Here is a 21,837-nt window from a genome sequence, read left to right as displayed (position 1 = left end):
AGTTCACGGATTTCGTGGCGACCAACGTCTCCTTCTCCGAACCGTAGTTCAGATAGAGCGAATTCAGGACGGGTCCCACCGTGCCCATCAGCGCCGACAACAGCGCGACGATCAGGCCGGCCGGGAGGAACCACCAGCGGCGGGCTCGATAGCTCCGCTCGCGCGCGCCGCCGCGAAATTCCCAGACAGCACTGATCAGATAGATCCCTATGAGTATCTGGAGCCATTCCGCCCGACTGTTGGCGAAGAGCCAGGAGCCCGCCGCGGCGCCGGCGATGGCGCCGGGCAGGTACCAACGGACCAGGCTCCAATCGATGTTGCGCCGAAACGCCAGGGCGCGGATGGGATTGCCGATGAGCTCGGTCAAGGTGATGACCGGCGCAACCGCCGCGCTGCCTGTGATGAAAGTCACGGCGGGGATCAGCAATAGACCTCCGCCTCCGGCCGAGAGGGTGTTCAGCGCCCAGGTGAGGAACCCCGCCAACGCCAGGAGGCCTAGTCTAATCCAGTCCATCGGATCAGAACGAAGCGGGCCTTCGATCGTTCCGAACGCATCGGTTCGCAAAAACCCGGCCCGCCTTTTGAGTCTCGTGTGCAATGGAAATAATCACCCGTTACCGGGCCAAACGCGGGCGCCCGGAAGACCGGACTCCGGCGCACCGTACCGCCGATACCTTTGAAAGCTGGTTGAAAGCGTACCGCCTAACCAGCCGGAGTTACGGTGAAGTCATCAAAATACACGTGACTGTCGGCCTTCGACCACAAGCCAACACGCCCGGTCACCGGCTCAGGCAGCGTGTCCTGCAGGTAGAGCTTGCCGTCGACATAGCCTTCGACCTTGGTGCCGGCGATGCGCACCTTCAGGTCGTGCCATTCATGGGTTGAGGTTGGGGTGTTCTTGACCCAGGTCACCGACGAGCGTTTCCCCTTTTCGAACTTCCACAACACAAGGTTGTTCTCCAGAGGGTTGGCGCGAATCGTGAGATAGTCGCCATTGGGCTTAAGGTTGAACAATATCCCTGCACCCTGGTCGATGCGGCCGCTGATGCCCTCGAAACGGACGGCGATCTCTCCATCGCGGAAATCCGGCACGCCCTCAAGAACAGCATAGGGGAAGTATGCATAGGCCTGGACGCGGTCGAGGAACTCGGCGTACCGCTCCCCATAGAGGGCCCGCGCCTTGTCTGCGAGACCAGCGGAAGTCTGTCCCTCCTTCCATTGGCGCCCGTCGACGGCCAACACCTTGTTGTCGCCTTCCATTTCGATCCGCCAAATGCCTACCACGCCGGGCATCGCCTTCGAATCTGTGCCAACTTCCTCGTCCGAAAAATTGACGATGTCCGGCGAGCCCGCCGAAGCGGGCAGCAGCAAGGCCATCAAGCCGACACCTGCCGCGGCAATTGTCTTGAGGCTATGTAAGATGTTCACGGCTGATCTCCTTCTGGCTTGAAGTGTATTTGATGGCCGGTGCGCGGCGGCTCCGCCACCAAGCAACCCAGACGAGCAGCGGCAGGCCGCCGACGAACCAGGGAAGCGCGATCCACGGAGCCGCGACGAGCGGATAGCCGGGATAATCGCCGGCCCCGGTCGCCGGCACGGGCAGGGGTACATTTGCGAGCCCATAAAGGAGCGGCAGTACCTCCTCGGTGCCGGTAGATCGACTGACGGCCGACCGGCCGCCATAGCTGTACTCGACTTCGCCATATGACTCATCGCTTGCGCTGCCGACAACACTCTGCTGGTCGCCTGCAAAACGGATGACAATCCGTGGAATGACCCGCTCGAGCTTCGATAGGACGTTTGTTCGCAAATCGGCGTACCGGGGGTCTTCGGGCGCCAGGTGAACGGTGACGGTCAAGTGATCGCTGAGTTGCGCCAGGGCCTGTTGGTCGGCAAGCGAGAAAGAGTTCCGTCGGTCCTCGGTCGCATCGGCCGACCATCTGATCTGGGTAGCCGCGACCATCACAAGACAGGTCGCCACGAGGCAGATGAGCGAACGGACAAGCTTGATGCGCACGGTAGCACCCATGGGGAGCCAGATGGCAGCGAGTGCGGCAAATCCAAGAATCGCCGCAAGCACCCCGACGACCAGACTGAGCGACAACAATCCGAGCTCAAAGGTGTGCAGCGTTTGCGTGAGCGACAGCCGCGACGACCAGCCAAGGAGGTCGGGTTGGCTGGCCGCCGCGAAGTCGATGACCCACGATCCGAGTGTGAAGCCGAGTGTGACAATCGCCGCGGTTGCCGCGCTCTCGGTAAGCGCAGCTGCGAATAACGCGATGGCGCCGACCAACAGGCCGTAGAGGAGATGTCCGAGAACAAGATTCAGGGTCTCGGCGACGAACAGATGTCCGCCCATGAACTCCCAAATCGCGAGCGCAGAGAGCGCAGGGATACTGGCAATGAGCCAAGCTGCGAAGACGGCGACCAGCTTGGCGCCAATCAAAGTCGGCGGTCGATAGGGCAGCTGGATCAGGAGCCGCAAGGCGCCGGACTCCTTTTCGTTGCCGAGCACGCGTATGGCAACAAAGGGAAACAGCAGCGTAACGGCGACGTAGAAGCCGCCGAACGTCGGAACCAGTACGCCGTCCAGCGGGGATAGTGCGCTCGCGAGCCCAGGCGAGGTGAGGGCAGTAGCGCTCGTTTCGCCGTAGAGCGACACGGCCTGAAAGAAGCTGAAGCCGACGAGAGGGCAGAGCATCAGCAGCATTGTCCAGAGCGGCCGGCCGCTCGCCATTTCCCGCAGCTCCTTGGCCAGCAAGGGGCCGAAGGGAGCGTCGAGCGGTACCGCTGCCTCAGGTGAGCGCAAGGAAAACCTCCTCCAACCCACCGGAGAGGATCCCCGCACGCTCCCGCAAGTCGCCCAAGGTCCCGACGCCGCGCACGTGGCCTTCTGCGAGCAAGACGAAACGGTCGCATATGCGGTCGGCATCGAGCAGCTGGTGTATGGCGAGGACGAGGCTGCGCCCCTGCGCCGCAACCTTGCGCAGCACGTCCATGATCTCGCGGGTCTGTCGCAAGTCGAAGCCGTCGAAGGGCTCGTCCATCAGCAGCAGTGGATGCGGCGTAATCAGGGCAAGCGCCAACATCAGTCGACGGGCATACCCTTTGGACAATGCAAGCACCCGCTTGTTCAGCACCGGTGCAAGTCCGACCGCCCTAACTGTGTCCGCGACGTCGAGGTCCGATGTCCGGTAAACACCGGCGAAGAACGCGAGCACCCGTTCGACATACTGGTCGCGCCACGGCCGGAGGCCGTCGGGGAGGTAGAAGATCGATCTCCGGCGCAATGCGGGTGGCAGAGGGGCGCCGTGCCAGAAAATCGTCCCCGAGTCGGCGGGAAGAACGCCGGCAACTGCTTCGAGCAACGTGGTTTTGCCGGCTCCGTTCGGTCCGATGAGCCCGAGAACTTCGCCGGCTTCGACCGTGAAGGCAACGTCCGCCAACGCTGTTTGCGGGCCGTAGCGCTTTGTCAAGGCGTCGACCCGAAGGGCGACTCCGCTCGCTGGCGGTGTCGCGATTTGCGCCTTGTCAGGCATCCGGCTTCGCATCAACATCGGCTGATTCCCTCCCGGCGTGCGATTGGGCATTGCCCGGCCGAACTCCGCCGTTGGACGCGCGCGCGGACGCCCAATCTAGCACTTTTTGACGGCGACCTTGTCGAGGGCTGCGCGCAGGCCTTTCGCCAGCTTCTGCACATCGTCGTTCGCCCAGAAATGCATGAAGAAGAGCCGCGGCTGCTCATCGAGCATGTGGCTATGCAATGCCGTGATCTCGATGCCGTTGCCTTGCAACGCCCTGATAACCGGATTGACCTCCTTGGCAGTCAGCACAAAGTCACCTGTGATCGCCGTTTTGCCGCCGCCAGTCGACTGGAAGTTGATCGCTATGGCGGAGCCCAGGGCGGCCGGCACATCCATGCCATTTTCTTCGACCGGTTCTGCGCGCGGTATAGTGAACTGGTAGACCGCGCCGTTGGCCTTGCCTTTGTAGCCAATAGCTTGGTCGACACCCGCCGTGTCGAACTCGATCTTCGAAGCGGCCGCCGCCTGCGAACCGGCGGATGCAGCCATCGGCGTCTTCGTCAGAGCCAAGCCGGCATGAAGCGCTGTGGCGAGTGCTACCGGATCACCTTGGCCGAAGAGGTGCATGTAGAGCGTCATCGGCTGCGCGCGCAGCAGGTGGTTGTGCACCGCGGTGATCTCGATGCCGCCTTCTTCAAGCTTCTTCATGACCGGGTTCACCTCGTCCTGCGTCAGAACGATGTCGCCCATGACCATTGCCTGATTTCCCATGGGATCGAAGGCGATCCAGCCTCCGAGCGCAAAGCCTGGCTTCAGGGATATGCCGTCGAGCGATACCTTCAGGTCGGTTCGTGGCAAGCCAACTCTATAAACGCCGCCAGGCATTTCCGATCCGGATTTGCCAAGTGTCTGCGCGACAGTTTGCCAATCGGGTGCCGCTGACGCCGGTTGGAGAAGCGCCGACATCGCTATCAGCATTGCGCCGGTGATGAGTTTTGCACGCATGGATTTCTCCTTGTGGTCTGCCCCAATATGCCCAATGACTTTCAATCCGAGACGCTAGTCGCGTGCAGAGGGCTTCTGCAGCACGCCCTCCAGGAAGAACGTCCCATCCGGGTCACGAAGCTGTACTGCGGTATCTGAGATCCATACCTGATAGCAGGTCTCTTCGCCTTCAACGGAAATGCAGAGCTGCCCCTTCTCGACGCGCCACTTGCCGGCGTTCTTCTTGCCCATGTCGTAGCGCACGATCCGTCCGTCGCGGCCGAACGCATCCGCCCAATGAACGTCGTCCGTGAAATCCATGCCGGCGAACTTGGCCTTGATCTCCTTGCCCTTGAGGTGCCGGAACGTGTCCGCCGCGTCCGCGGCATTCACAGCAATCAGGCTGAAGCCAAAGGCGATGGCGGCCATCAGCCGCCGACCAACCGTAGCAGTTCCCGGGCTGTTTCTTTCGAGGGTAATCATCTTTCAGGCCGCCGCCGTAGGCTTCATGGCCGGCGGCCAGCTGTGCGTCTCCGCTTTGCGGCGCGAGGCCCAGGCATAAAGGGCATCGTAGATGACGAAGCCGTGCCTCAGCACCTCATGGTCGTCCGGCGTGACGTCCCGGAGCCCCATGGAGATCGCAAGCAGTCCCGCCGACTGTGGCATGAGATCGTGCCGATCGGTGTCGGCGCCGCGCACGATCGAGGCGATCGTCACGATCGCCGGATCGCGCTCGAGGCCGTATTTCGAGACGAAGGTATCGAAGCTGCAGCCGTCACCCACATGCGTGAACTCGACACCGGGCACGTCATAGGGTGTAGCGCCCGTCTCCTGGGCAACTGGGATCACCCGATCCGGCGGCACGAACAGGAATTCTGGCTCCGTGTCGATGAAGCGGGCGATCAGCCAGGGACAAGCAATACGGTCGATCACCGGACGTTCGCGGGTAACCCATTTCATGGCCTTGTCTCCCTTTTGGTTGGCGCCACTCAGCGCGGCCTACTGCTGCGAGACCGCCAACGCTACGCCTGGTTAAAGAATGATACAAGTGTTACATTTATCTTACCCGTGATACGGTTCACTTATGAGTGAATGGAACAGCCCTGGCTGCTCCTTATCCATCAGCTGCCGAGCAAGCCGGCCTCTCCGGGTGAAGATCTGATGGCGAGCACCGAAATCTTGCGGGCCAAGACGGGACACGTTCTGGACATCGGCGCAGCGCTGGCGGTTATCCTGCTCGGCGTTTGGCCGCTGATCCGGAGATAGGTTTTCGATCTTGGCCCACCCCGCCGCACATCCATGTTTGGGGTCCGCCGTGACATCGACCTGGATCGATGCCAACGGCTGTCCCGAAGAGATGTGCCGTTCGGCCCTGCCAGCATCGACGAATATGGCAACTTCGACGGAACCGCCACCCAGGCCGACCTTCCCACCGCCGTCGCGCCGCCAACCCGAGCGCGCTGCGCCGAAGTTCTTGGCTTTCGATACATTTCCGCTGCCATTATATCGCGAGCGCGCGGCGGTCGCATGACTCCTGTGGCGACAGCGACAGACTATTGCTGCGTGTTGAGCGCCCGCCTCAAGCTCTGCGCCAACGCCTGAGCATTGCCGATGCCCCAGTAGTGCAAGAAGATGATCCGCGGGTCTTCAAAGAACATGTGATTGTGCACCGCCATTACTCCAATCGCTCCAGCTTGCAGTTCACGGATGACCGAACGGACTTCATTTTCCAGCATCGCAAAGTCGCCGCAGACCGCGGCGCGCTCGTCCGTGCCCTGAAAGGCTGCCCATGTGTTGTAGCCCATTGCGGCATCAATATTGAGCTCACCACAGCGTGTGCAGACGACGGGCACGGATGGGCGCGCCAGGACAAACTTGAGCACGCCATCCTTGCTCTCGCCCTTGTGCTCGACAATCGCCTCAAGCGGCGGCGCGTCCAAGCTACTATTCACTTTCTTGATGGCGGGTTCGACAGGATGCTTCTGGCGCACGATCTTTATCGCTTCAAAAATCCTATGCGCTCCTGTCGCCAACGCAGTTTCATCAGCCGTACCCTCGACATGCATAAACATCACGCGCGGCTGCTCGCGGACGAAATGATTGTGTAGGGCTGTTACGTAAAGGTTCGCCTGGATCGCTGCGGCCATCGCGTCCTCGATTTCATCTTCGAGCACGACGATGTCACCCATCAGCGTGGCATGATGCGCCCCCTGTTTAAAACTAACCCAGGAGGTGAGGCCCATAAACGGAATGATCTCAAAGCCGTCCAGGGTCATTCTCACTTCACTGCGCGGGACCGATAACTTGAGCACGTCACCCGTGGTCTGTCCCTTCAGTCCGGTAAGGGATTCAATAGCTTGGGTATCGAGCATCTTAGACCTCCTCGTTTCATCGAGCACTAACCGAACCCGATTTCCGTTGGCGCCACACAATGAATCGAGTGCCGAACGCCAACGCCAGCGTCACCATTCCAATTATAGGTGCAGGGGTGGTATGAAAAAGAGCAGTACGAAGCAGCCAGCCCACCTGGGATCATTGCCAGCAGAAGGGCGGGACCGGCCCGCTCGGCGGTCGCACCAAGGGCACCGAAAATACCCGTTCCGATGATCATGCCGGCAGTCATGAGCGTAGCTGCGGTGCGTCCGACGGCCCGAGTCGCGGATGATCCTGACTGGCTAGCCCCACCCGAGGCTGTCATTTCGGCACCTCCTGTCAGGCATCAGCGAGACAGTCTGCGAGACGTCAACGCTACGCCTGAATATAATATGATACAAGTGTTGCATTTGCCTTTCTCGGTGATACGGTGTGCTGATGAGCGAAGGGGAACTTGGGACCGAGCAGCGCTGGCTGCTCTTGATCCATCAGCTGCCGACCAAACCAGCCTATTTCCGGGTAAAGATCTGGCGGCGGCTGCAGGGTATCGGCGCAGTTGCGGTCAAAAGCACAGTCTATGCGCTGCCCGCCGATGCAGAAACGCAGGAGGATTTCGAATGGCTCCTGAAGGAAATTATCGACGGTGGCGGTGAGGCGATGGTGTGTGAGGCGCGTCTGATCGACGGCCTGACGGACGCACAGGTTCGGGCGCTGTTCGATGCCGCGCGGGACATCGACTATGCAGAGATCGCCAAGGCAGCGCGCGATCTAACGGCGGCTATCGACTCCGACAAGACCGAGGATCGGCGCGCGGATGCCCGCGCGCAACTCGGTCGAATGCGCAAGCGGCTTGCCGAAGTCGTGGCGATCGACTTCTTCGGCGCCAGCGGGCGGCTCGCCGCCGAGGGACTGATCGCCGAGCTCGAGGCTCAGCTTATAGAGGACAAGGCCATGACCAAGGAACCGAAGAAGACGGCCGAGCTGGGTGAGGTCAAGGGCCGGACCTGGGTCACGCGGCGGGACGTGCATGTCGACCGCAACGCCTGCAGCTGGCTGATCCATCGCTTCATCGATGCCGATGCAACGATCCGCTTCGTGGCGGGCAAGGGACACGTGCCAAAGGAGGGCGAATTGCGCTTCGACATGTTCGAAGGCGAAATCACCCATGAAGGGGACTGCTGCAGCTTCGAGGTACTGCTCAATCGTAGTGGCATAGTCGACCCGGCGCTGCAGGCCATCGCCGAGATTGTTCACGACATCGACCTCAAGGACGGCAAGTTCAGTCGCGAGGAAACCACCGGCATCGCCAGCCTGATCGCTGGGATCGCCATGGCCAATGCGGAAGACGAGCAACGGATCTCCGAGGGTGCTTCGGTGTTCGACAACCTCTATCGATATTTCCGCCAGAAGCGCGGGTGAGGGGAACCAATGACCAGCGTTCGTGCCGTCCATCCGAATGCGCTCGGTGATGACCCTTCGCATGGCATCCCCTTCGGCGAAGCAGTGCGGGTCTGGGCGCGTGTGGCGGCGCTGAGTTTTGGTGGCCCGGCCGGCCAGATCGCGGTAATGCATCGCATCCTCGTTGAGGAGAAGCGCTGGATCGGCGAGACGCGGTTCCTGCATGCGCTGAACTACTGCATGCTGTTGCCAGGACCGGAGGCCCAGCAGCTCGCCGTCTACATCGGGTGGCTCCTGCATAAAACCCGAGGCGGGCTCGTGGCCGGCACGCTGTTCGTATTGCCGGGCGTGATCGCCATCATGGCGCTGAGCTGGATCTATGCAATCTTTGGCAATGTCGGCGCGGTGCAGGCGCTTTTCTTCGGTCTGAAGGCCGCCGTCCTCGCCATCGTGCTCGAGGCGGTTATCCGGGTCGGCAAGCGGGCGCTCAAGAACAAAGTCATGATAGGCCTCGCCGCCGCCGCCTTCATCGGGCTCTTCCTGTTCCATGTCCCATTCCCGCTCATTGTCCTGACGGCCGGAGTGATCGGGTACGTCGGCGGGCGGGCCGGGCTGGCAGCGTTCATGGCGGGCAACGGCGATGGCAAGGTCGGCGGCAAGCAGGTCGCCGACGCGGAATCGGCGCTCGGCGAAGGCATTCCTGCCCATGCTCGCCCGCCGGTCAGCTGGTCGTTGAAGATCGGAGGCGTGTTTCTGGTGCTATGGCTGGCACCTGTCCTCGGCCTTTTCGTGCTGTTCGGGTCCGGCAATGTCTTCGCCGATATCGCGGTCTTTTTCTCGAAGATGGCGGTCGTGACCTTCGGAGGCGCCTACGCCGTCCTCGCTTACGTGGCGCAGCAGGCTGTCGATACCTATGGCTGGCTGAAGCCAGGCGAGATGCTGGACGGCCTCGGCATGGCGGAGACGACGCCTGGCCCCTTGATCATGGTGACCCAGTTCGTCGGGTTCATGGGCGCGTATCGAGCGCCGGGATCGCTTAATCCGCTGCTCGCTGGAACGTTGGGCGGCCTGCTCACCACCTGGGTCACCTTCACACCTTGCTTCCTCTGGATATTTGTCGGTGCGCCGTTCGTGGAAACGTTGCGCAGCAACAAGGCCTTGTCCGCCGCGCTGGCGACCATAACGGCAGCCGTGGTGGGCGTGATCCTGAACCTGGCGGTGTGGTTCGCGCTTCACGTTCTGTTTGGAGCACTGGGCGAGGTCAAAGGGTTCGGCATGACGGTCGATGTGCCCGTGCCCAGCTCCGTCAACATCGCGTCGCTCGTCCTGACATTGAGTGCGCTGCTGGCGGTGTTCCGTTTCAAGATCGGTATGCTCCCGGTGCTCGCCGGCTGTTCGATCCTCGGGCTGCTCTACGGGATGGCAACGGGAGCGATCTAACCCGTGCAGCCAGCGCCGCTTACCAGTGGTGAGGAGGCATCGTTGACGTTACAGTGGCTCGCGCACGGTTTGCGCAAAGCTATTTCGAAGCGGCGCTTCAGGCTGCTTCCTGCCGGTGCTGAGCCGACTGCTGCGAACCTGCTGATATCAAGGGGACTGCGGGCGTTCGGTGACGGTCTGGTCAGCATCCTGCTTCCCGCCTATCTGGCCACGCTCGGCTTCGACGCCTTCGAGATCGGAACCCTGTCGACGGCGACGCTCGCGGGCTCAGCCGTCCTCACCCTGGCTGTTGGGATCGTCGCGCATCGCTTCTCCCGTCGAGCGCTGCTGACCGCAGCGGCTGTCCTGATGATAGCAACGGGGGTCGTCTTCGCTGTCGTTCACGACTTCTGGCCGCTGCTTCTCATCGCGTTCGTCGGCACGCTGAACCCATCTTCAGGGGACGTCAGCGTGTTTCTACCGCTCGAACATGCGCAGCTTGCGCAGAGCGTCACCGACCGCGACCGCACGGCGCTCTTTGCGCGCTACAGCCTCATCGGCTCTCTCGCCGGCGCCGTCGGAGCGCTGGCCGCAGGAGCGCCCGACTTTCTCCGCGACGCCATCGGCCTGGAAATGAAGCAGGCCCTCCAGGCAGCTTTTCTATTTTATGCCTCACTTGGGTTGGCGGCGGTGCTCCTCTATCGGCGGCTGCCGAGTGACGCGCCTGATGCAGGCAAAGTGTCGGCACAGCCATTGCGCAGGTCTCGCTCCATCGTTCTGTCACTCGCAGCGCTCTTCAGCCTCGACGCTTTCGCAGGCGGCTTCGTCGTCCAATCGTTGTTGGCCCTCTGGCTCTTTCAACGGTTCGGCCTGTCGCTCGCCGCGACCGGCGCAATCTTCTTCTGGACGGGTGTCCTTTCGGCTGCGTCCTATTTGGTCGCTGTGCGAATTTCCCAGCAGATCGGACTCATAAACACGATGGTGTTTACGCACCTTCCGTCGAGCCTCTGTCTGGTGCTCATCCCGTTCATGCCGAGCGTCGCTCCGGCTATCGCTCTTCTGCTGATTAGAAGCGCGCTGTCGCAGATGGACGTGCCGACCCGCACATCGTACGTCATGGCCGTGGTGACGCCCGAAGAGCGGGCTGCCGCGGCGAGCATCACCGCCGTCCCCCGCAGCCTCGCGGCGGCCGCCAGTCCAGTCCTCGCAGGGGCTCTCCTTGCCGTCTCCAGCTTCGGCTGGCCCCTGATCATCGCCGGTGGGCTGAAAATTATCTACGACCTTCTGCTGCTCGCGACATTTCGCAGTGTTCGCCCTCCAGAGGAGCACGGGGGCGGGAGGAATGACATGTCAGTCGGCCATGATCGAACTGGCAACGACGCGCGGGTTTCCTGGTGGCGTTGAAGGCAGGACCACCAGCCGGACAAATTGCTTACGTCCGCCGGCAACGAGGATGTAGAGACGCGAGAACTCCTCCGTATCGCGATCTTCGGCAATCTTCTCGGCATCCGTACGGGTGAAGAAACTCTTCCGAAATGCCTCTTGATCGATATCGGGAAATGCCAGCGTACACGTCTGCACCGGTTTGCCGCTCATCGTTGCCTTGGTGGTGCCGATGATGGTTCCTGCTGGCAATCCTTCCTCCGCTTCGGCCACCAGCCATGCCTCCACTGAGGTTGGATTAGCGATTGGCGCGAGTTCGGCGAAGCCTGCTTCGGCAATAAGTGTCCACCTGCGTTCGTGCGCGGTCTCTATCATGCGCTCGAAATTGGGACCCTCGGCCAGACAGGTACGGTGAAATTGTTCGACAGCCTGATCCGCATCACTGGCGGCCTGCGCCGGCGACATCGTCAGACCCAAGATGGTCCCTGCCAACGTTAGAAATTGGAACATGTCTATCTCGCGTAGCTGATTGTGGACGAACCACTTATCCTGAACGGGCTACGACACTCGTTGTTCCGGACTGTCGGCGCCTGCATGGCCGGTATCTTGATGGAGGCGCGAAGCGCCTGCGCAGTTGATGCAATGTTCAGGCATCTGGCAACTGATGGAACCATGCCGCACTGGGTTTCGATGACGGACCCTGCTACAGACCCACTCACACCGCCGGGCGGGACCATTTGATCACGTGCTGAGTTCCTGGAGACATCTCCCGGCGCTCGCCGAGGAACCTGCATGTCGTGCTCGCCGGCAACCAGCCCCGGTGGTTTTTCGGGCACTTGGCCTATGTCCCAGTCCACTGTGGAAACTTGTTAAAATCCCTTACGGCAAAGGTTTTCGAGGTCCGCTTTTGCCATTCCCTCGAAGCCCAGCGCGGGAAGAATATCATTATCTCCCTTAAGATCGCGACCGTAAGCCGCCGAGAATATGGCAATTCCAGATTCATGGAGAATCGCTGAATTTCCGCTGATCTTCCCCAACAAAACGGTCGGCAGCAGCCCGAACGGAACGTCCTCGAGAATATAGCGGCTTTCGATGGTTGACGGGCCGAAGCCGCCGCGGCCTTGGCGATCCATCTCCTGGTTCATTTCCGAAACGGTGGCCATGGGGACGTGAAACGACAATGAAAAATGCTCTTCAACTGTGCGCACGGCAATTCCAAAACGGGCGGCGATCGCCAATCGTTCCGCGTCCAGAGCCTCGATAAAGCGGCCGACAGCCGGGGTGACGTTTCCGGCCTGGCTCCACTGTTCTCCCTTCTCCATGCGTGTGAGATTAAGAAGAGCGATCCCGAGATGGTTCTGCGGATTGAGGTTGCTGAGCGCGATAGCAAGCATGCCGTCGCGCTTGACGAAACGATCGCCGAACAAGCTCGTGCAAAGCTCGAACCCTTGGTCCTGAGCACTGAAAGGCAGCGTCGCGACATCCAGTTTCTGGCGAACGGTTGCAACATCGATTTCGGCTGGCCCGCGCTGTTGCCCGGTCACGAGCGTGGTACCCCAGACGACGATCGGCAGGCTAACCTTCCGGTCCGCAAGCCGCTTGGAGAGATACAGTGCCCCAAAGGAACTGTGCGAGCTGATGATAACCGGCGTTCCGTCCCTTAGATAAGGAGTGGCAGCGTCCATCACCATCTTGTGCCCGTAAGCCGGCAACGCGATTATGACGACGTCGGCATCGGCAATGGCGTCTTCGCAATCCTTGGCGATGCGCACCTTAGTCGTTGCCTTGATAGCTCCGGTAGCCTTCAGCAATCCACCGGCGGCCAGCGCCTTGGTGCGTTCTCCGGAAGGCGACCAAAGCATAGGGTCATGTCCCGCTTCGGCCAGATAGGCGGCAAGGCCGTAAGCAATCGCTCCGGCGCCAAGAATGCTTACGCGCATAAGTTCCCTCCTGTTGCGGGCATTGCAGCCTCCATTTCTCACTAGGAGGTTCCACAAATCGGAGCCGCATCTGCCATCGTCGGCTTCTGGCGATGGGATTCCGGCCTGAGCCCGCGATTGCAACATGTCTCAGCGAATATTCGTTTCCGCTTGACATATATCAAAAATGAATGAGACGATGTCAATCATACGGATTGCGCATGTAGAGAGAACATGGAAACCCGCGACCTTCAGAGCTTCCTTGCGGTTGCTGCCAGCGGCAGCATTACCAAGGCGGCTGACATGCTCGGTCGTTCCCAACCTGCAGTGACACGCACCATTCAGGATCTCGAGGCAGAGCTCGGCTTCGAATTGCTGCACCGTCTTGGTCGGCGGGTGCAGTTGTCCGAGGAGGGTGTGGCCTTCGAGGAGGAGGCGCGGCGCTTGCTGATGTCCTTCACCGAGCTAGCCGCGCGGGCCAAGATGATTGCCGCCGGCCGAGGGCGAATCCTGCAGATTGTTACCACCTCCGCGATCGGTACTGGCTTGATCCCGACGGCCATGGCCGAACTCAAAGGTGTCGAGCTTCCAGACGAGACGCATCTGGGGCAGTTTCTCCCCTCGATCGTCGCCCAGGAGGTGCGCAGCGGACGTGCCGAGATCGGGTTTTCGAGCCTGCCGCTCGATACGCCCGGTCTGGATGTCCTGCGGCTCTATTCGGCGCCTGATGTTGCGGCCGTGCGGGAGGACGATCCGCTGGCTGAACTTGACGTGATACCGCTTTCCGCCTTTGCCGGTCGCCGCGTCGCCACACTGCTCAACCCCCTACGTTTCCAGTTGCATGTCTCCAAGGCATTGGCGGCCAGGGGCATCGATACCGGGCCAGTGATCCGGACCAATACCGCGTACGGCGCGTTGCAGATCGTGCGCCAGACTGGCGCTGCGGCAGTCATCGATCCCCTCACCGCCTATGGCGTGGCCCTGCCTGGGGTCGTCATTCGCCCGATCGACGTGACCGTTCTTTTCTATTGGGGCGTTGTGGCTGCCGAGAAACGCCCCCTTCGTCCAGTCGCGCAGGCGTTGATGGATGCGGTCGAGGCGGTGGCTGAACGGTCGATCGTCGGCTTCAAGAAACTAGATCCGACCCTCGCTGGCCAATTGGTGAGCGATCCTGCATCCGGCACAAATCACGGAACAGGAATATGAAGCATACCCCCGCCGCGCCAACGCCGACAGGTCTTGCTGCGCTCGAAGCGCAGCTCGCGCAAGATCTCGACTTTCTCGAACTGCCCGCCAAGCCATGGGTTCCCGCGCGTTCGCACGATGGCGTGCCGGTCCGTGATGTCGTGGTGATCGGCGCCGGCATGTGCGGACTTGCTGCCACGGCAAAGCTGGTGCTGACCGGGATAACCAATGTCGTGGCCTATGATGCGGCTCCGGCCGGGCTCGAAGGACCATGGGTAACGTTTGCCCGCATGCAAACGCTCCGGTCGCCGAAAACCCTGCACGGTCCATCGCTTGGCCTGCCGCAATTGACGTTCCGCGCCTGGTTCACGGCGCAATGGGGCGTTGAGGCCTGGCGGTCGCTGGACAAAATCCCCAAGGGCCAGTGGATGGACTACCTGGTCTGGTACCGCAAGGTTCTTGGCCTGCCGGTGCGCAACAGCGTGCGCATGACCGGACTGGCAGCCGTTGGAGATCTGATTGCGATCGATATCGAAGGCGCGGAAACCGGCCGGGTTCTCACCCGTCGTCTCGTTCTGGCCACTGGTCGGTCCGGGTTGGGCGGTTTTGCCGTGCCCGATTTCCTCAGCGGCATCGATCGCGCCTATTGGGCCCATTCTGCCGACGACATCGATTTCGACGCGCTGAAAGGCAAGCGTGTGGCGGTGATCGGCGCTGGTGCCTCGTCCATGGACAATGCCGCAACGGCACTCGAGGCGGGAGCCGGCTCTGTTGACATGTTGATCCGGCGCAAGGAAATGCCGCGCATCAACAAGCTGACCGGCATTGGCAGTCCGGGTGTTGTACTCGGCATGCATCAATTGCCCGACGCCTGGAAATGGAAATTCTTCGATTATACGGCCTCGACCCAGACACCGCCGCCGCGTTCATCGACACTCCGCGTGTCTCGCCACCCCAATGCTCGGTTCCTTCTCGACTGCGGCATAGTTGCGGTGAAGGAGGAGGCAGGGACCCTGCTGGTGGAAACCACGCAGGGGCCAATGCGCTACGACTTCCTGATCGCGGCAACCGGCTTTTCAAATGACTTCAGCGGCCGCCCGGAATTTGCGGCGATCGCCCCACATATCCGCACCTGGTCGGATGGCCGATATAGGCCGGATATGGGGCCGGCTCGTGCAGGCATGTCGGACGCGCCGGATCTTGGTCCGGCCTTCGAGTTTCGCGAACGCGTCTCCGGCTCCTGCCCGATGCTGGCGCATATCCACTGCTTCAACGACGCCGCGATGCTGACCCATGGCAAGGTCTCCGGCGACATCCCGGCCGTCAGCGCCGGGGCCGACCGTCTCGTCCGCGGCATTGCCGCATCGCTGTTTGCCGAGGATGTCGAAACCCACTTCGCCAATCTGATCGCTTACGACACGCCCGAACTTCTGGGCGACGAATGGGTCGATTCAACTCCCTTGCTGCAGAAGGAGGCCGCGTGGTGATCGACGCGATGGACAAGGCTGCCGGCCTTTCACCGGATGATACCCTTTTCGCCGCAAGGCGGTTTCGGCCCGAATTCGTGCGAGGGGCAGAAGAATGTCGCCTCTCGGTGCTGCAGCCGGCAACCGATCAGGGGCTGGCGCCGAATTTGCGTGTTGCTCTTGCCCGTCGAATGGCCGCCCTGAACGCCGATCCGGTCCTGGTGGCCGAATATGATGTGCAGCTGGCTCAGCTAGGTCCGACCGAGCAGCTTCTGGCTTTGGCCCAGGGCGAAACGGATTTGATTGAACCCCTGGCGACCATCGTCCGTCATGTTGACCTGATCACCCTGACGCCGAAAAAGGCGGAAGCGAGCCATATCGCTCTCCTGGAGAAGGCTGGATTGAACAATCCTCAGATCGTCGCGCTCTCCGAACTGATTGCCTTCGTCAACTTCCAGACGCGGGTAGCGACCGGCTTGCGATTGATGAGGTCGTCATGATTTCGTCGGTTCGTCTGAAGCCATTGAATTGGCGTCCGTACATCGCGCCGGTCGAGCTGTCCGAGGCCACGCCGGAACAGCTTGAAGCGATGAAGGTCACGCCATCGGCCAAGAAGGTTTCGGAATATGTGCGCACCCTTGCCCACGACCCAGAGAGCTATCTTGCCCGCACCGTCCTGTTCAACGCGATCATGTATGTCGAAGGGGGGCTCGCCCGTCCCGATCGCGAGCTTGGCGCCTTGGGCGCCTCGATCGTCAATGGCTGCAAATTCTGTGCCGTTGTCCACGCCCGCAGGCATGCAGAGCTGACCAAGAGCGACCAAGTGGTCACCGCACTTTATGTCGACAAACCTGAAGCGCTCGGGCCCCGCGATGCGGCAATCTACAGCTTTGCCCGCCGCCTGTCGGCGGCGCCGTCGGAAGCGACGGCAGACGATATCGCCGCGCTGCGATCAGTTGGCATGGATGACCGCGAGATCATCGACTTGATCCACGCCATATCGATCTTCGGCTGGGCGAACCGGCTGATGCACGTTCTCGGCCATGCGGAGAGCGGGTGATGATGTCGCATGCGGTCAAGGCACTCCGTCCCACACTGTGAAGGGCACCAACCAGAATGCTTGAACTCAAAGATATAAAGCTGTCCTACGGAAGCACGCAGGTCCTGAACGGCGTCAATCTCTCGGTAAAGCGAGGTGACGTCGTGTCAATCATCGGCCCAAGCGGCACCGGCAAGACCACCCTGCTGAAGTGCATCAACTACCTGGTTAAGCCGGCATCTGGAACCATCGCATTCGATCAGATTCGGATGGATTACCAGCGCGCCGACAAGGCAGCCATCCAGGCGATCCGGCTCCGGACAGCGATGGTCTTTCAGCAATTCAACGTCTTCAAGAACATGACCGTCCTCCAGAACGTCATGGATCCGCTGGTCGTCGTGCAGCGCAAGTCCACGGACGAGGCGCGTGAAATCGCGCTGCGAGAGCTCGAAAGGGTCGGCCTCTCAGCGAAGCGGGACAGCTATCCGTCCCAGCTCTCAGGTGGCCAACTCCAGCGTACAGGCATCGCACGTGCGCTGGCGGTTCGGCCGGATGTGATGCTCTTCGACGAACCGACATCATCGCTTGATCCAGAACTGGTCGGTGAGGTTCTTAAAGTGATCAAAGACGTCACGTCGTCCGGGATTACTTCGCTGCTTGTGACCCACGAGATGCAATTCGCAAGGAACATCTCAAACCGGATCGTCTTCATGGATCGTGGCGTAGTTGCCGCCGATGGCAGTCCGGCTGAGATCTTCGATGCGCCTTCCAGCCCACGACTTGCTCAATTCCTGCAGTCTGAACTCGCTTTTCAATAATCCAACAAGAAGGGAACCCAAGAAATGTCTGCAATCAAATCCAGTTTTTCGCGTCGTTATGCCCTGGCCGTCGCCGGCGGCATCGCAATTGCCCTTGCGACAGCAGGGATCAGTTATGGTCAGACCGTTCGGACAATCAAAATTGCGACCTCTGCCGAATCCAAGCCATTGGCTTGGGGCGCGCTCGGCGTCGAGCCGCAAGGCTATGAACCCGATCTACTGAGGGCGATCAACGCAAAGCTGCCGCAATACAAGTTCGAAATGGAAGGTGTCTCCGACATCGCGCAGGAAACCGGCCTGGCCACAGGCAAATACGACATCGCGGTCGGTGGTTACTACAAGTCACCCGAGCGCGCCAAGCAGTTCTTCATTCCGGAAAACCCCATGGGCGCCAGCCTGATGAAGATCTACAGCAAAAAGGGCAGCGGCATCAAGGAAATGAAAGATCTGGTCGGCAAGAGGATCGTTCCGACCACGGCTGGCGGCGGAACCTATAAGTTCATCATGAACTGGCAAAAAGAAAATCCGCAATACAAGCTTGACGTGACGGCGTCGAGCGCCGGAATCCCGTATCCAAACCGTTTGGATGAGGTTCAGAACGGCAAGTTCGACGCGCTGGTCCTGCCTTCAAATCTTGGTGAGCAGACCGTCATCGATGAAAAGAAGCTCGACATCGTGGCGTCCGAACCGGTCTTCAGCAACAACACCTATATGCTTATTCACAGGTCAGATGAAAACAAGGTTCTGGTCGATGACGTGAACAAAGTTCTCAAGGAGTTAAAAGACGACGGCACGATCGAAAAGCTATCGCAGAAGTGGTTTGGCGAAGGCATCGTCAAGTATATGAAATGATTTGATCTGAGTAGATATCGTCAGCGGCAAGGCTGAATTGCAAGAAGGAGCGTTTCAAAGTGGATGTTTCTGCTATGATTCCCGAGTTGCTCTCGGCATTGCCGCTGACGCTCGCTATCACGTTTACCGCCATGTTGGTCGGCTTTTGCTTGGCGCTCGTTGCGACAACATTGCGGATTCGCAGGATACCAGTGGTCAGCCACCTCACCGACCTCTACGTGTCCTATGCCCGCAGCGTTCCCGTCGTCCTCCAGTTGTTCGTCGCGTTCTACGGGCTCCCCCTATTGGTGGCGCTGTTCGGCTCCGCAGATTTCTTCTCGCCGACGATCGCTGCGATGGTCGGACTGAGCTTTTACCATGGCGGCTATCTGTCGGAAGTCCTGCGGCCCGCATACCTGGCCGTCGATCGCGGCCAGCATGATGCAGCCGACAGTCTCGGATATACCTTTCGCCAGAAGATCACCCGCATCGTGGGCCCGCAAGCGGTGCACTTCGCATTGCCCGGCTATGGAAATTCCATCATCTACCTGATCCATAACGTTGCGCTGGTCATGTACATTGGGGCGGCCGACGTGATGGCGACCGCGCATTTGATCATGGAGCGCGACTATAACCAGTACCAGTTCGAAACATACCTCGTCCTGGCCGTCATCTATGCGCTGATGTGCCTGATTGCCTGGTTCATCGTGCACTTGTTCGAGCTTCGCTCGCCGATGCAGGCGCCTGAGGCCACGACAACAGCTCAGATCAAGAACGCGGCCATCGCCAGCGTCTGACCTAAAGGGTATTAAACCATGTTCGATACCGAAATTTTGCTCCAGGACACCCAGGAAATTCTGGGCGCCGTACCCGTAACGCTTGCCATGGCGTTCACGATTTTCGTCCTGTCGACGATCGTCGGCAGCATTTTTGCACTCGTCGAATATAGACGAGTCCCGGTGCTGCGAGAGCTCATCATGGCTTACAAGATCGTCTTCAAGGGCGTTCCGATGGTCATCGTGATTTTCCTCGCCTATTTCGGTCTGCCCCCGGCATTCCAGTTCCTGCTCTCGTTGCTCGGGATCAACTTTAACGGCCACGAAACACCCAACTCGGTTATCCTTATTATTGCGGTGACAGGCTGTATCGCTGCGTTCCAATCCGAGATTATCAAGGGAGCCTTGAACGCCTTCGACACCGGTCAGTCAGACGCCGCCCATTCGCTTGGCTATACGAACGGCCAATTGTTCCGACGGATTCTGTTTCCCCAGGTGGTTCTCACGGCAATTCCCGACCTGACAACCTCGATGATGGTCATCATGAAGGCGCTTTCTCTCGGATTCGCCATCGAGGTTGTCGATATCTTCGCCCAGTCCCAGCTGACCGCCGCGCTGAACTACTACTACCTCGAAGCCTTCGTGATTGCCGTCGTGATCTACATGGTGATTGCCTATATCGTCACCCAGATTGCCGACAGGCTGGAGCAAGCCCTTAGGGTACGGACCTGAGCGAAGCGTCGTCGGAACCCGCGCATCAAGGCGGAGGAACTCAAGGCTCTGTTGGAGAGCCTGCAAACAGCCGACGTGCGGGGCCAGCTCGCAGCCAGATCTGTGGGCTTGTAATAGACACCTTGGCGGGGCCTGCGGCCGAAGGCTTGCTCGACGGCCAGCGGCGCGTCCAATTGCGCGCCGGATTATCGCAGATTGGTCAGATCCACTGGACGATTGTTGATGATCGCTTCCATGGAGAAGAAGCCTGTCACCGTAGCCAGGTCGAAGTTCGTGATCAGTTTCTGGTAGAACGCATCGTAGCCGGACATGCCTTGTGTCACAACCTTGATCAGATAGTCCCAGTCCCCTCCGATCCGATAGAAATCGATCACCTCCGGCAACCGTTCGACATGGGCACGGAACGCCTCACTCCACTCCTTGGAATGGTGGCGAGTGCGGACCATTACGAAAACCGTCAGGTCGAGTCCCAGCGCTCGCAGATCGATATTGCTGTGCGACCCCCGGATAAGACCTAGCGACTGCAGGCGCTGGATCCGCCGCCAGCACGCGTTCTGAGACAGGCCGACCCTCTCCGCCAAATCTCGCTGCGAAAGGCTTGCATCGATCTGCATGGCCGTCAAAATCTTCATATCAAATGCATCGATTTTCGCCCGATCTTCGATCATCTGACACGCTCTTTGCAAGAAATTGCAGAAAATAGGGGAATTTTTTCGACCGTGGAGCAGGCTACAATCGGAGTCAATATCCGAGCCGGGGAGAATGACCGTGCAAGCAGCTCGCCCAACGACGAGGCAGACCGAGACCCCTCTGTCAAAGTTCCGCCAGGCGCTGAAGAAAAAGGCTGACGTGACCGCCGACCTCCGGGATGGGCTTGTGGGATCGACGGCGAAAATCGTGGGTCCCTACGGGCAAAAGGACTTGGTGTACGCCGACTATGTCGCGTCAGGCCGCGCACTCCGTCAGATCGAGCGCTTTGTGCTTGAGGAGGTCCTGCCGTACTATGCCAACAGCCACACGGAAGCCTCGTATTGCGGAGGCTTCATGACCCGCATGCGTCGGGAAGCGCGCGCCCTGATCGGTCAATTCTGCGGGGCCACCGAACGGCATGCTGTGATCTTCACCGGCTCCGGCGCTACGTCGGGGATCAACCGCCTCGTCAAGCTATTCGGCGTCGCTGAAGCCGTGGCAGCGGGCAAGCGCGCTCGGATCATTATCGGTCCCTATGAGCATCACTCCAACATTCTGCCCTGGCGCGAGAGCGGGGCAGAAATCGTGGAAATCGCTGAGCATCCGTCTGGCGGGCCGGACCTGTCTCAGCTCAAGGACGCGGTTGGCGGGGGGGCGTCAGATCTGACGATATGCTCGATGTCCGCGGCCTCGAACGTCACGGGCATCACCAGCGATGTCGCGGCCATCACCGTGATCGTGAAGGCCGCCGGCGCAAAGATGATCTGGGACTATGCGGGCGCAGGTCCTTACCTGCCGATTTCCATGTCGCCCGCCCCTGATGCCCAGATCGACGCGATAGTTGTTTCGCCTCACAAGTTCCTCGGGGGTCCCGGCGCCTCCGGCATTTTGATCGTTCGACGCGACGGACCTTCGACGAAAACGCCGTCGTGGCCAGGTGGCGGGACGGTGAAGTTTGTCTCCCCGAAGACACACGATTACAGCGACAGCCTGGAATCCCGCGAGGAAGCCGGCACGCCGAACGTGATCGGCGACATACGAGCCGCGCTGGCCTTCATCGTCAAAGATGCGATCGGACTCGACGCGATGACAGCGCGCAATCGCGAGCTGGCGCGTCGTGCCTTTCGCGCATGGAAAGCCCTGCCGCGGCTGGAGCTCCTCGGTCTATCCGATCCTGAGCGGCTTCCGATCTTTTCTTTCCGGGTCAAAAACGGAAAGGACGGCTACGTCCACCAGCAGCTGATCACGCGCATGCTAAGCGACCGGTTCGGGATCCAGGCGCGCGGTGGCTGCGCCTGCG

Annotated in this window: 23 protein-coding genes; 12 read left to right on the top strand and 11 right to left on the bottom strand. The window is 60.4% G+C overall.

Annotated elements, in window-relative coordinates:
* The 8 genes from NKI54_RS34845 to NKI54_RS34810 all read right to left on the bottom strand — a co-directional run.
* Positions 1-565: TSUP family transporter (locus NKI54_RS34845; protein ID WP_352694356.1), on the bottom strand; the 565-nt coding region annotated here is incomplete at its 3' end.
* Positions 566-702: 137 nt separating this feature from the next.
* A complete protein-coding gene (locus NKI54_RS34840) occupies positions 703-1,377 on the bottom strand; it encodes a LamG domain-containing protein (protein ID WP_352694354.1) in 675 nt (224 codons plus the stop codon).
* A gap of 34 nt (positions 1,378-1,411) precedes the next feature.
* On the bottom strand, positions 1,412-2,809 hold the full coding sequence (locus NKI54_RS34835) for an ABC transporter permease subunit (RefSeq protein WP_352694352.1): 1,398 nt from the start codon (positions 2,807-2,809) through the stop codon (positions 1,412-1,414).
* Positions 2,796-3,590: an ABC transporter ATP-binding protein gene (locus NKI54_RS34830; RefSeq protein WP_352517438.1), complete on the bottom strand. Its 795-nt coding sequence runs from the start codon at positions 3,588-3,590 to the stop codon at positions 2,796-2,798. Before NKI54_RS34830 ends, NKI54_RS34835 begins: the two co-directional genes overlap by 14 nt.
* Positions 3,591-3,635: 45 nt before the next feature.
* A complete protein-coding gene (locus NKI54_RS34825; protein WP_352694350.1) occupies positions 3,636-4,529 on the bottom strand; it encodes a DUF1259 domain-containing protein in 894 nt (297 codons plus the stop codon).
* 54 nt (positions 4,530-4,583) lie between these two features.
* Entirely contained in the window at positions 4,584-4,937 is a 354-nt protein-coding gene (locus NKI54_RS34820; protein WP_023802351.1) for a hypothetical protein, read from the bottom strand.
* A 57-nt stretch (positions 4,938-4,994) separates the two neighbouring features.
* Positions 4,995-5,468: a chromate resistance protein ChrB domain-containing protein gene (locus NKI54_RS34815; RefSeq protein ID WP_352517436.1), complete on the bottom strand. Its 474-nt coding sequence runs from the start codon at positions 5,466-5,468 to the stop codon at positions 4,995-4,997.
* Positions 5,469-6,061: 593 nt separating this feature from the next.
* Complete coding sequence (locus NKI54_RS34810; RefSeq protein WP_352577921.1) at positions 6,062-6,880, bottom strand: DUF1259 domain-containing protein; 819 nt, start codon at positions 6,878-6,880, stop codon at positions 6,062-6,064.
* 439 nt (positions 6,881-7,319) lie between these two features.
* Here NKI54_RS34810 and NKI54_RS34805 point away from each other — a divergent pair, with 439 nt between their 5' ends.
* From NKI54_RS34805 to NKI54_RS34795, 3 genes are all read left to right on the top strand, one after another.
* Positions 7,320-8,300 carry a chromate resistance protein ChrB domain-containing protein gene (locus NKI54_RS34805; protein ID WP_352694347.1) on the top strand — a complete coding sequence of 327 codons (981 nt, stop codon included), beginning with the start codon at positions 7,320-7,322 and terminating at the stop codon, positions 8,298-8,300.
* Between the two features lie 9 nt (positions 8,301-8,309).
* Positions 8,310-9,719 carry a chromate efflux transporter gene (gene chrA, locus NKI54_RS34800; RefSeq protein WP_352694345.1) on the top strand — a complete coding sequence of 470 codons (1,410 nt, stop codon included), beginning with the start codon at positions 8,310-8,312 and terminating at the stop codon, positions 9,717-9,719.
* A gap of 102 nt (positions 9,720-9,821) precedes the next feature.
* Complete coding sequence (locus tag NKI54_RS34795) at positions 9,822-11,102, top strand: MFS transporter (RefSeq protein ID WP_352694358.1); 1,281 nt, start codon at positions 9,822-9,824, stop codon at positions 11,100-11,102.
* Here NKI54_RS34795 and NKI54_RS34790 read toward each other — a convergent pair.
* Both NKI54_RS34790 and NKI54_RS34785 read right to left on the bottom strand, forming a co-directional pair.
* Entirely contained in the window at positions 11,049-11,591 is a 543-nt protein-coding gene (locus tag NKI54_RS34790; RefSeq protein ID WP_352694343.1) for a hypothetical protein, read from the bottom strand. The genes NKI54_RS34795 and NKI54_RS34790 overlap by 54 nt on opposite strands.
* 359 nt (positions 11,592-11,950) lie before the next feature.
* On the bottom strand, positions 11,951-13,021 hold the full coding sequence (locus NKI54_RS34785; protein WP_352508384.1) for an NAD/NADP octopine/nopaline dehydrogenase family protein: 1,071 nt from the start codon (positions 13,019-13,021) through the stop codon (positions 11,951-11,953).
* Between the two features lie 213 nt (positions 13,022-13,234).
* On the opposite strand from NKI54_RS34785, the gene NKI54_RS34780 reads away from it, so the two are divergent.
* The 8 genes from NKI54_RS34780 to NKI54_RS34745 are packed head-to-tail and all read left to right on the top strand — an operon-like array spanning position 13,235 to position 19,847.
* Positions 13,235-14,206 carry a LysR family transcriptional regulator gene (locus tag NKI54_RS34780; protein WP_352694341.1) on the top strand — a complete coding sequence of 324 codons (972 nt, stop codon included), beginning with the start codon at positions 13,235-13,237 and terminating at the stop codon, positions 14,204-14,206.
* Positions 14,203-15,672, top strand: a complete 1,470-nt coding sequence (locus NKI54_RS34775; protein ID WP_352694339.1) for an NAD(P)-binding domain-containing protein — start codon at positions 14,203-14,205, stop codon at positions 15,670-15,672. Before NKI54_RS34780 ends, NKI54_RS34775 begins: the two co-directional genes overlap by 4 nt.
* Positions 15,666-16,151 carry a CMD domain-containing protein gene (locus NKI54_RS34770; RefSeq protein WP_352694337.1) on the top strand — a complete coding sequence of 162 codons (486 nt, stop codon included), beginning with the start codon at positions 15,666-15,668 and terminating at the stop codon, positions 16,149-16,151. Before NKI54_RS34775 ends, NKI54_RS34770 begins: the two co-directional genes overlap by 7 nt.
* Positions 16,148-16,711 (top strand): peroxidase-related enzyme, encoded by a 564-nt coding sequence (locus NKI54_RS34765; RefSeq protein ID WP_352577915.1) that lies wholly within the window; start codon positions 16,148-16,150, stop codon positions 16,709-16,711. The genes NKI54_RS34770 and NKI54_RS34765 overlap by 4 nt, the downstream gene beginning before the upstream one ends.
* A 56-nt stretch (positions 16,712-16,767) precedes the next feature.
* Entirely contained in the window at positions 16,768-17,508 is a 741-nt protein-coding gene (locus NKI54_RS34760) for an amino acid ABC transporter ATP-binding protein (protein WP_352694335.1), read from the top strand.
* A 24-nt stretch (positions 17,509-17,532) separates the two neighbouring features.
* On the top strand, positions 17,533-18,360 hold the full coding sequence (locus tag NKI54_RS34755) for a transporter substrate-binding domain-containing protein (protein WP_352577913.1): 828 nt from the start codon (positions 17,533-17,535) through the stop codon (positions 18,358-18,360).
* Positions 18,361-18,419: 59 nt separating this feature from the next.
* A complete protein-coding gene (locus NKI54_RS34750; RefSeq protein WP_031194726.1) occupies positions 18,420-19,136 on the top strand; it encodes an amino acid ABC transporter permease in 717 nt (238 codons plus the stop codon).
* A gap of 18 nt (positions 19,137-19,154) precedes the next feature.
* Positions 19,155-19,847 carry an amino acid ABC transporter permease gene (locus NKI54_RS34745; RefSeq protein ID WP_352694333.1) on the top strand — a complete coding sequence of 231 codons (693 nt, stop codon included), beginning with the start codon at positions 19,155-19,157 and terminating at the stop codon, positions 19,845-19,847.
* Positions 19,848-20,032: 185 nt separating this feature from the next.
* On the opposite strand, the gene NKI54_RS34740 is transcribed toward NKI54_RS34745, so the two are convergent.
* The gene (locus NKI54_RS34740) at positions 20,033-20,515 is read right to left on the bottom strand and encodes an Lrp/AsnC family transcriptional regulator (protein WP_023721564.1); all 483 of its coding nucleotides are present in this window, start codon (positions 20,513-20,515) and stop codon (positions 20,033-20,035) included.
* A 94-nt stretch (positions 20,516-20,609) separates the two neighbouring features.
* On the opposite strand from NKI54_RS34740, the gene NKI54_RS34735 reads away from it, so the two are divergent.
* On the top strand, positions 20,610-21,837 hold a 1,228-nt coding region (locus tag NKI54_RS34735; protein WP_352694331.1), incomplete at its 3' end, for an aminotransferase class V-fold PLP-dependent enzyme.

The organism is Mesorhizobium sp. M0663 (assembly GCF_040320585.1).
In the GTDB taxonomy this organism is placed as follows: domain Bacteria; phylum Pseudomonadota; class Alphaproteobacteria; order Rhizobiales; family Rhizobiaceae; genus Mesorhizobium.
This window is presented reverse-complemented; position numbering and strand designations above follow the sequence as displayed.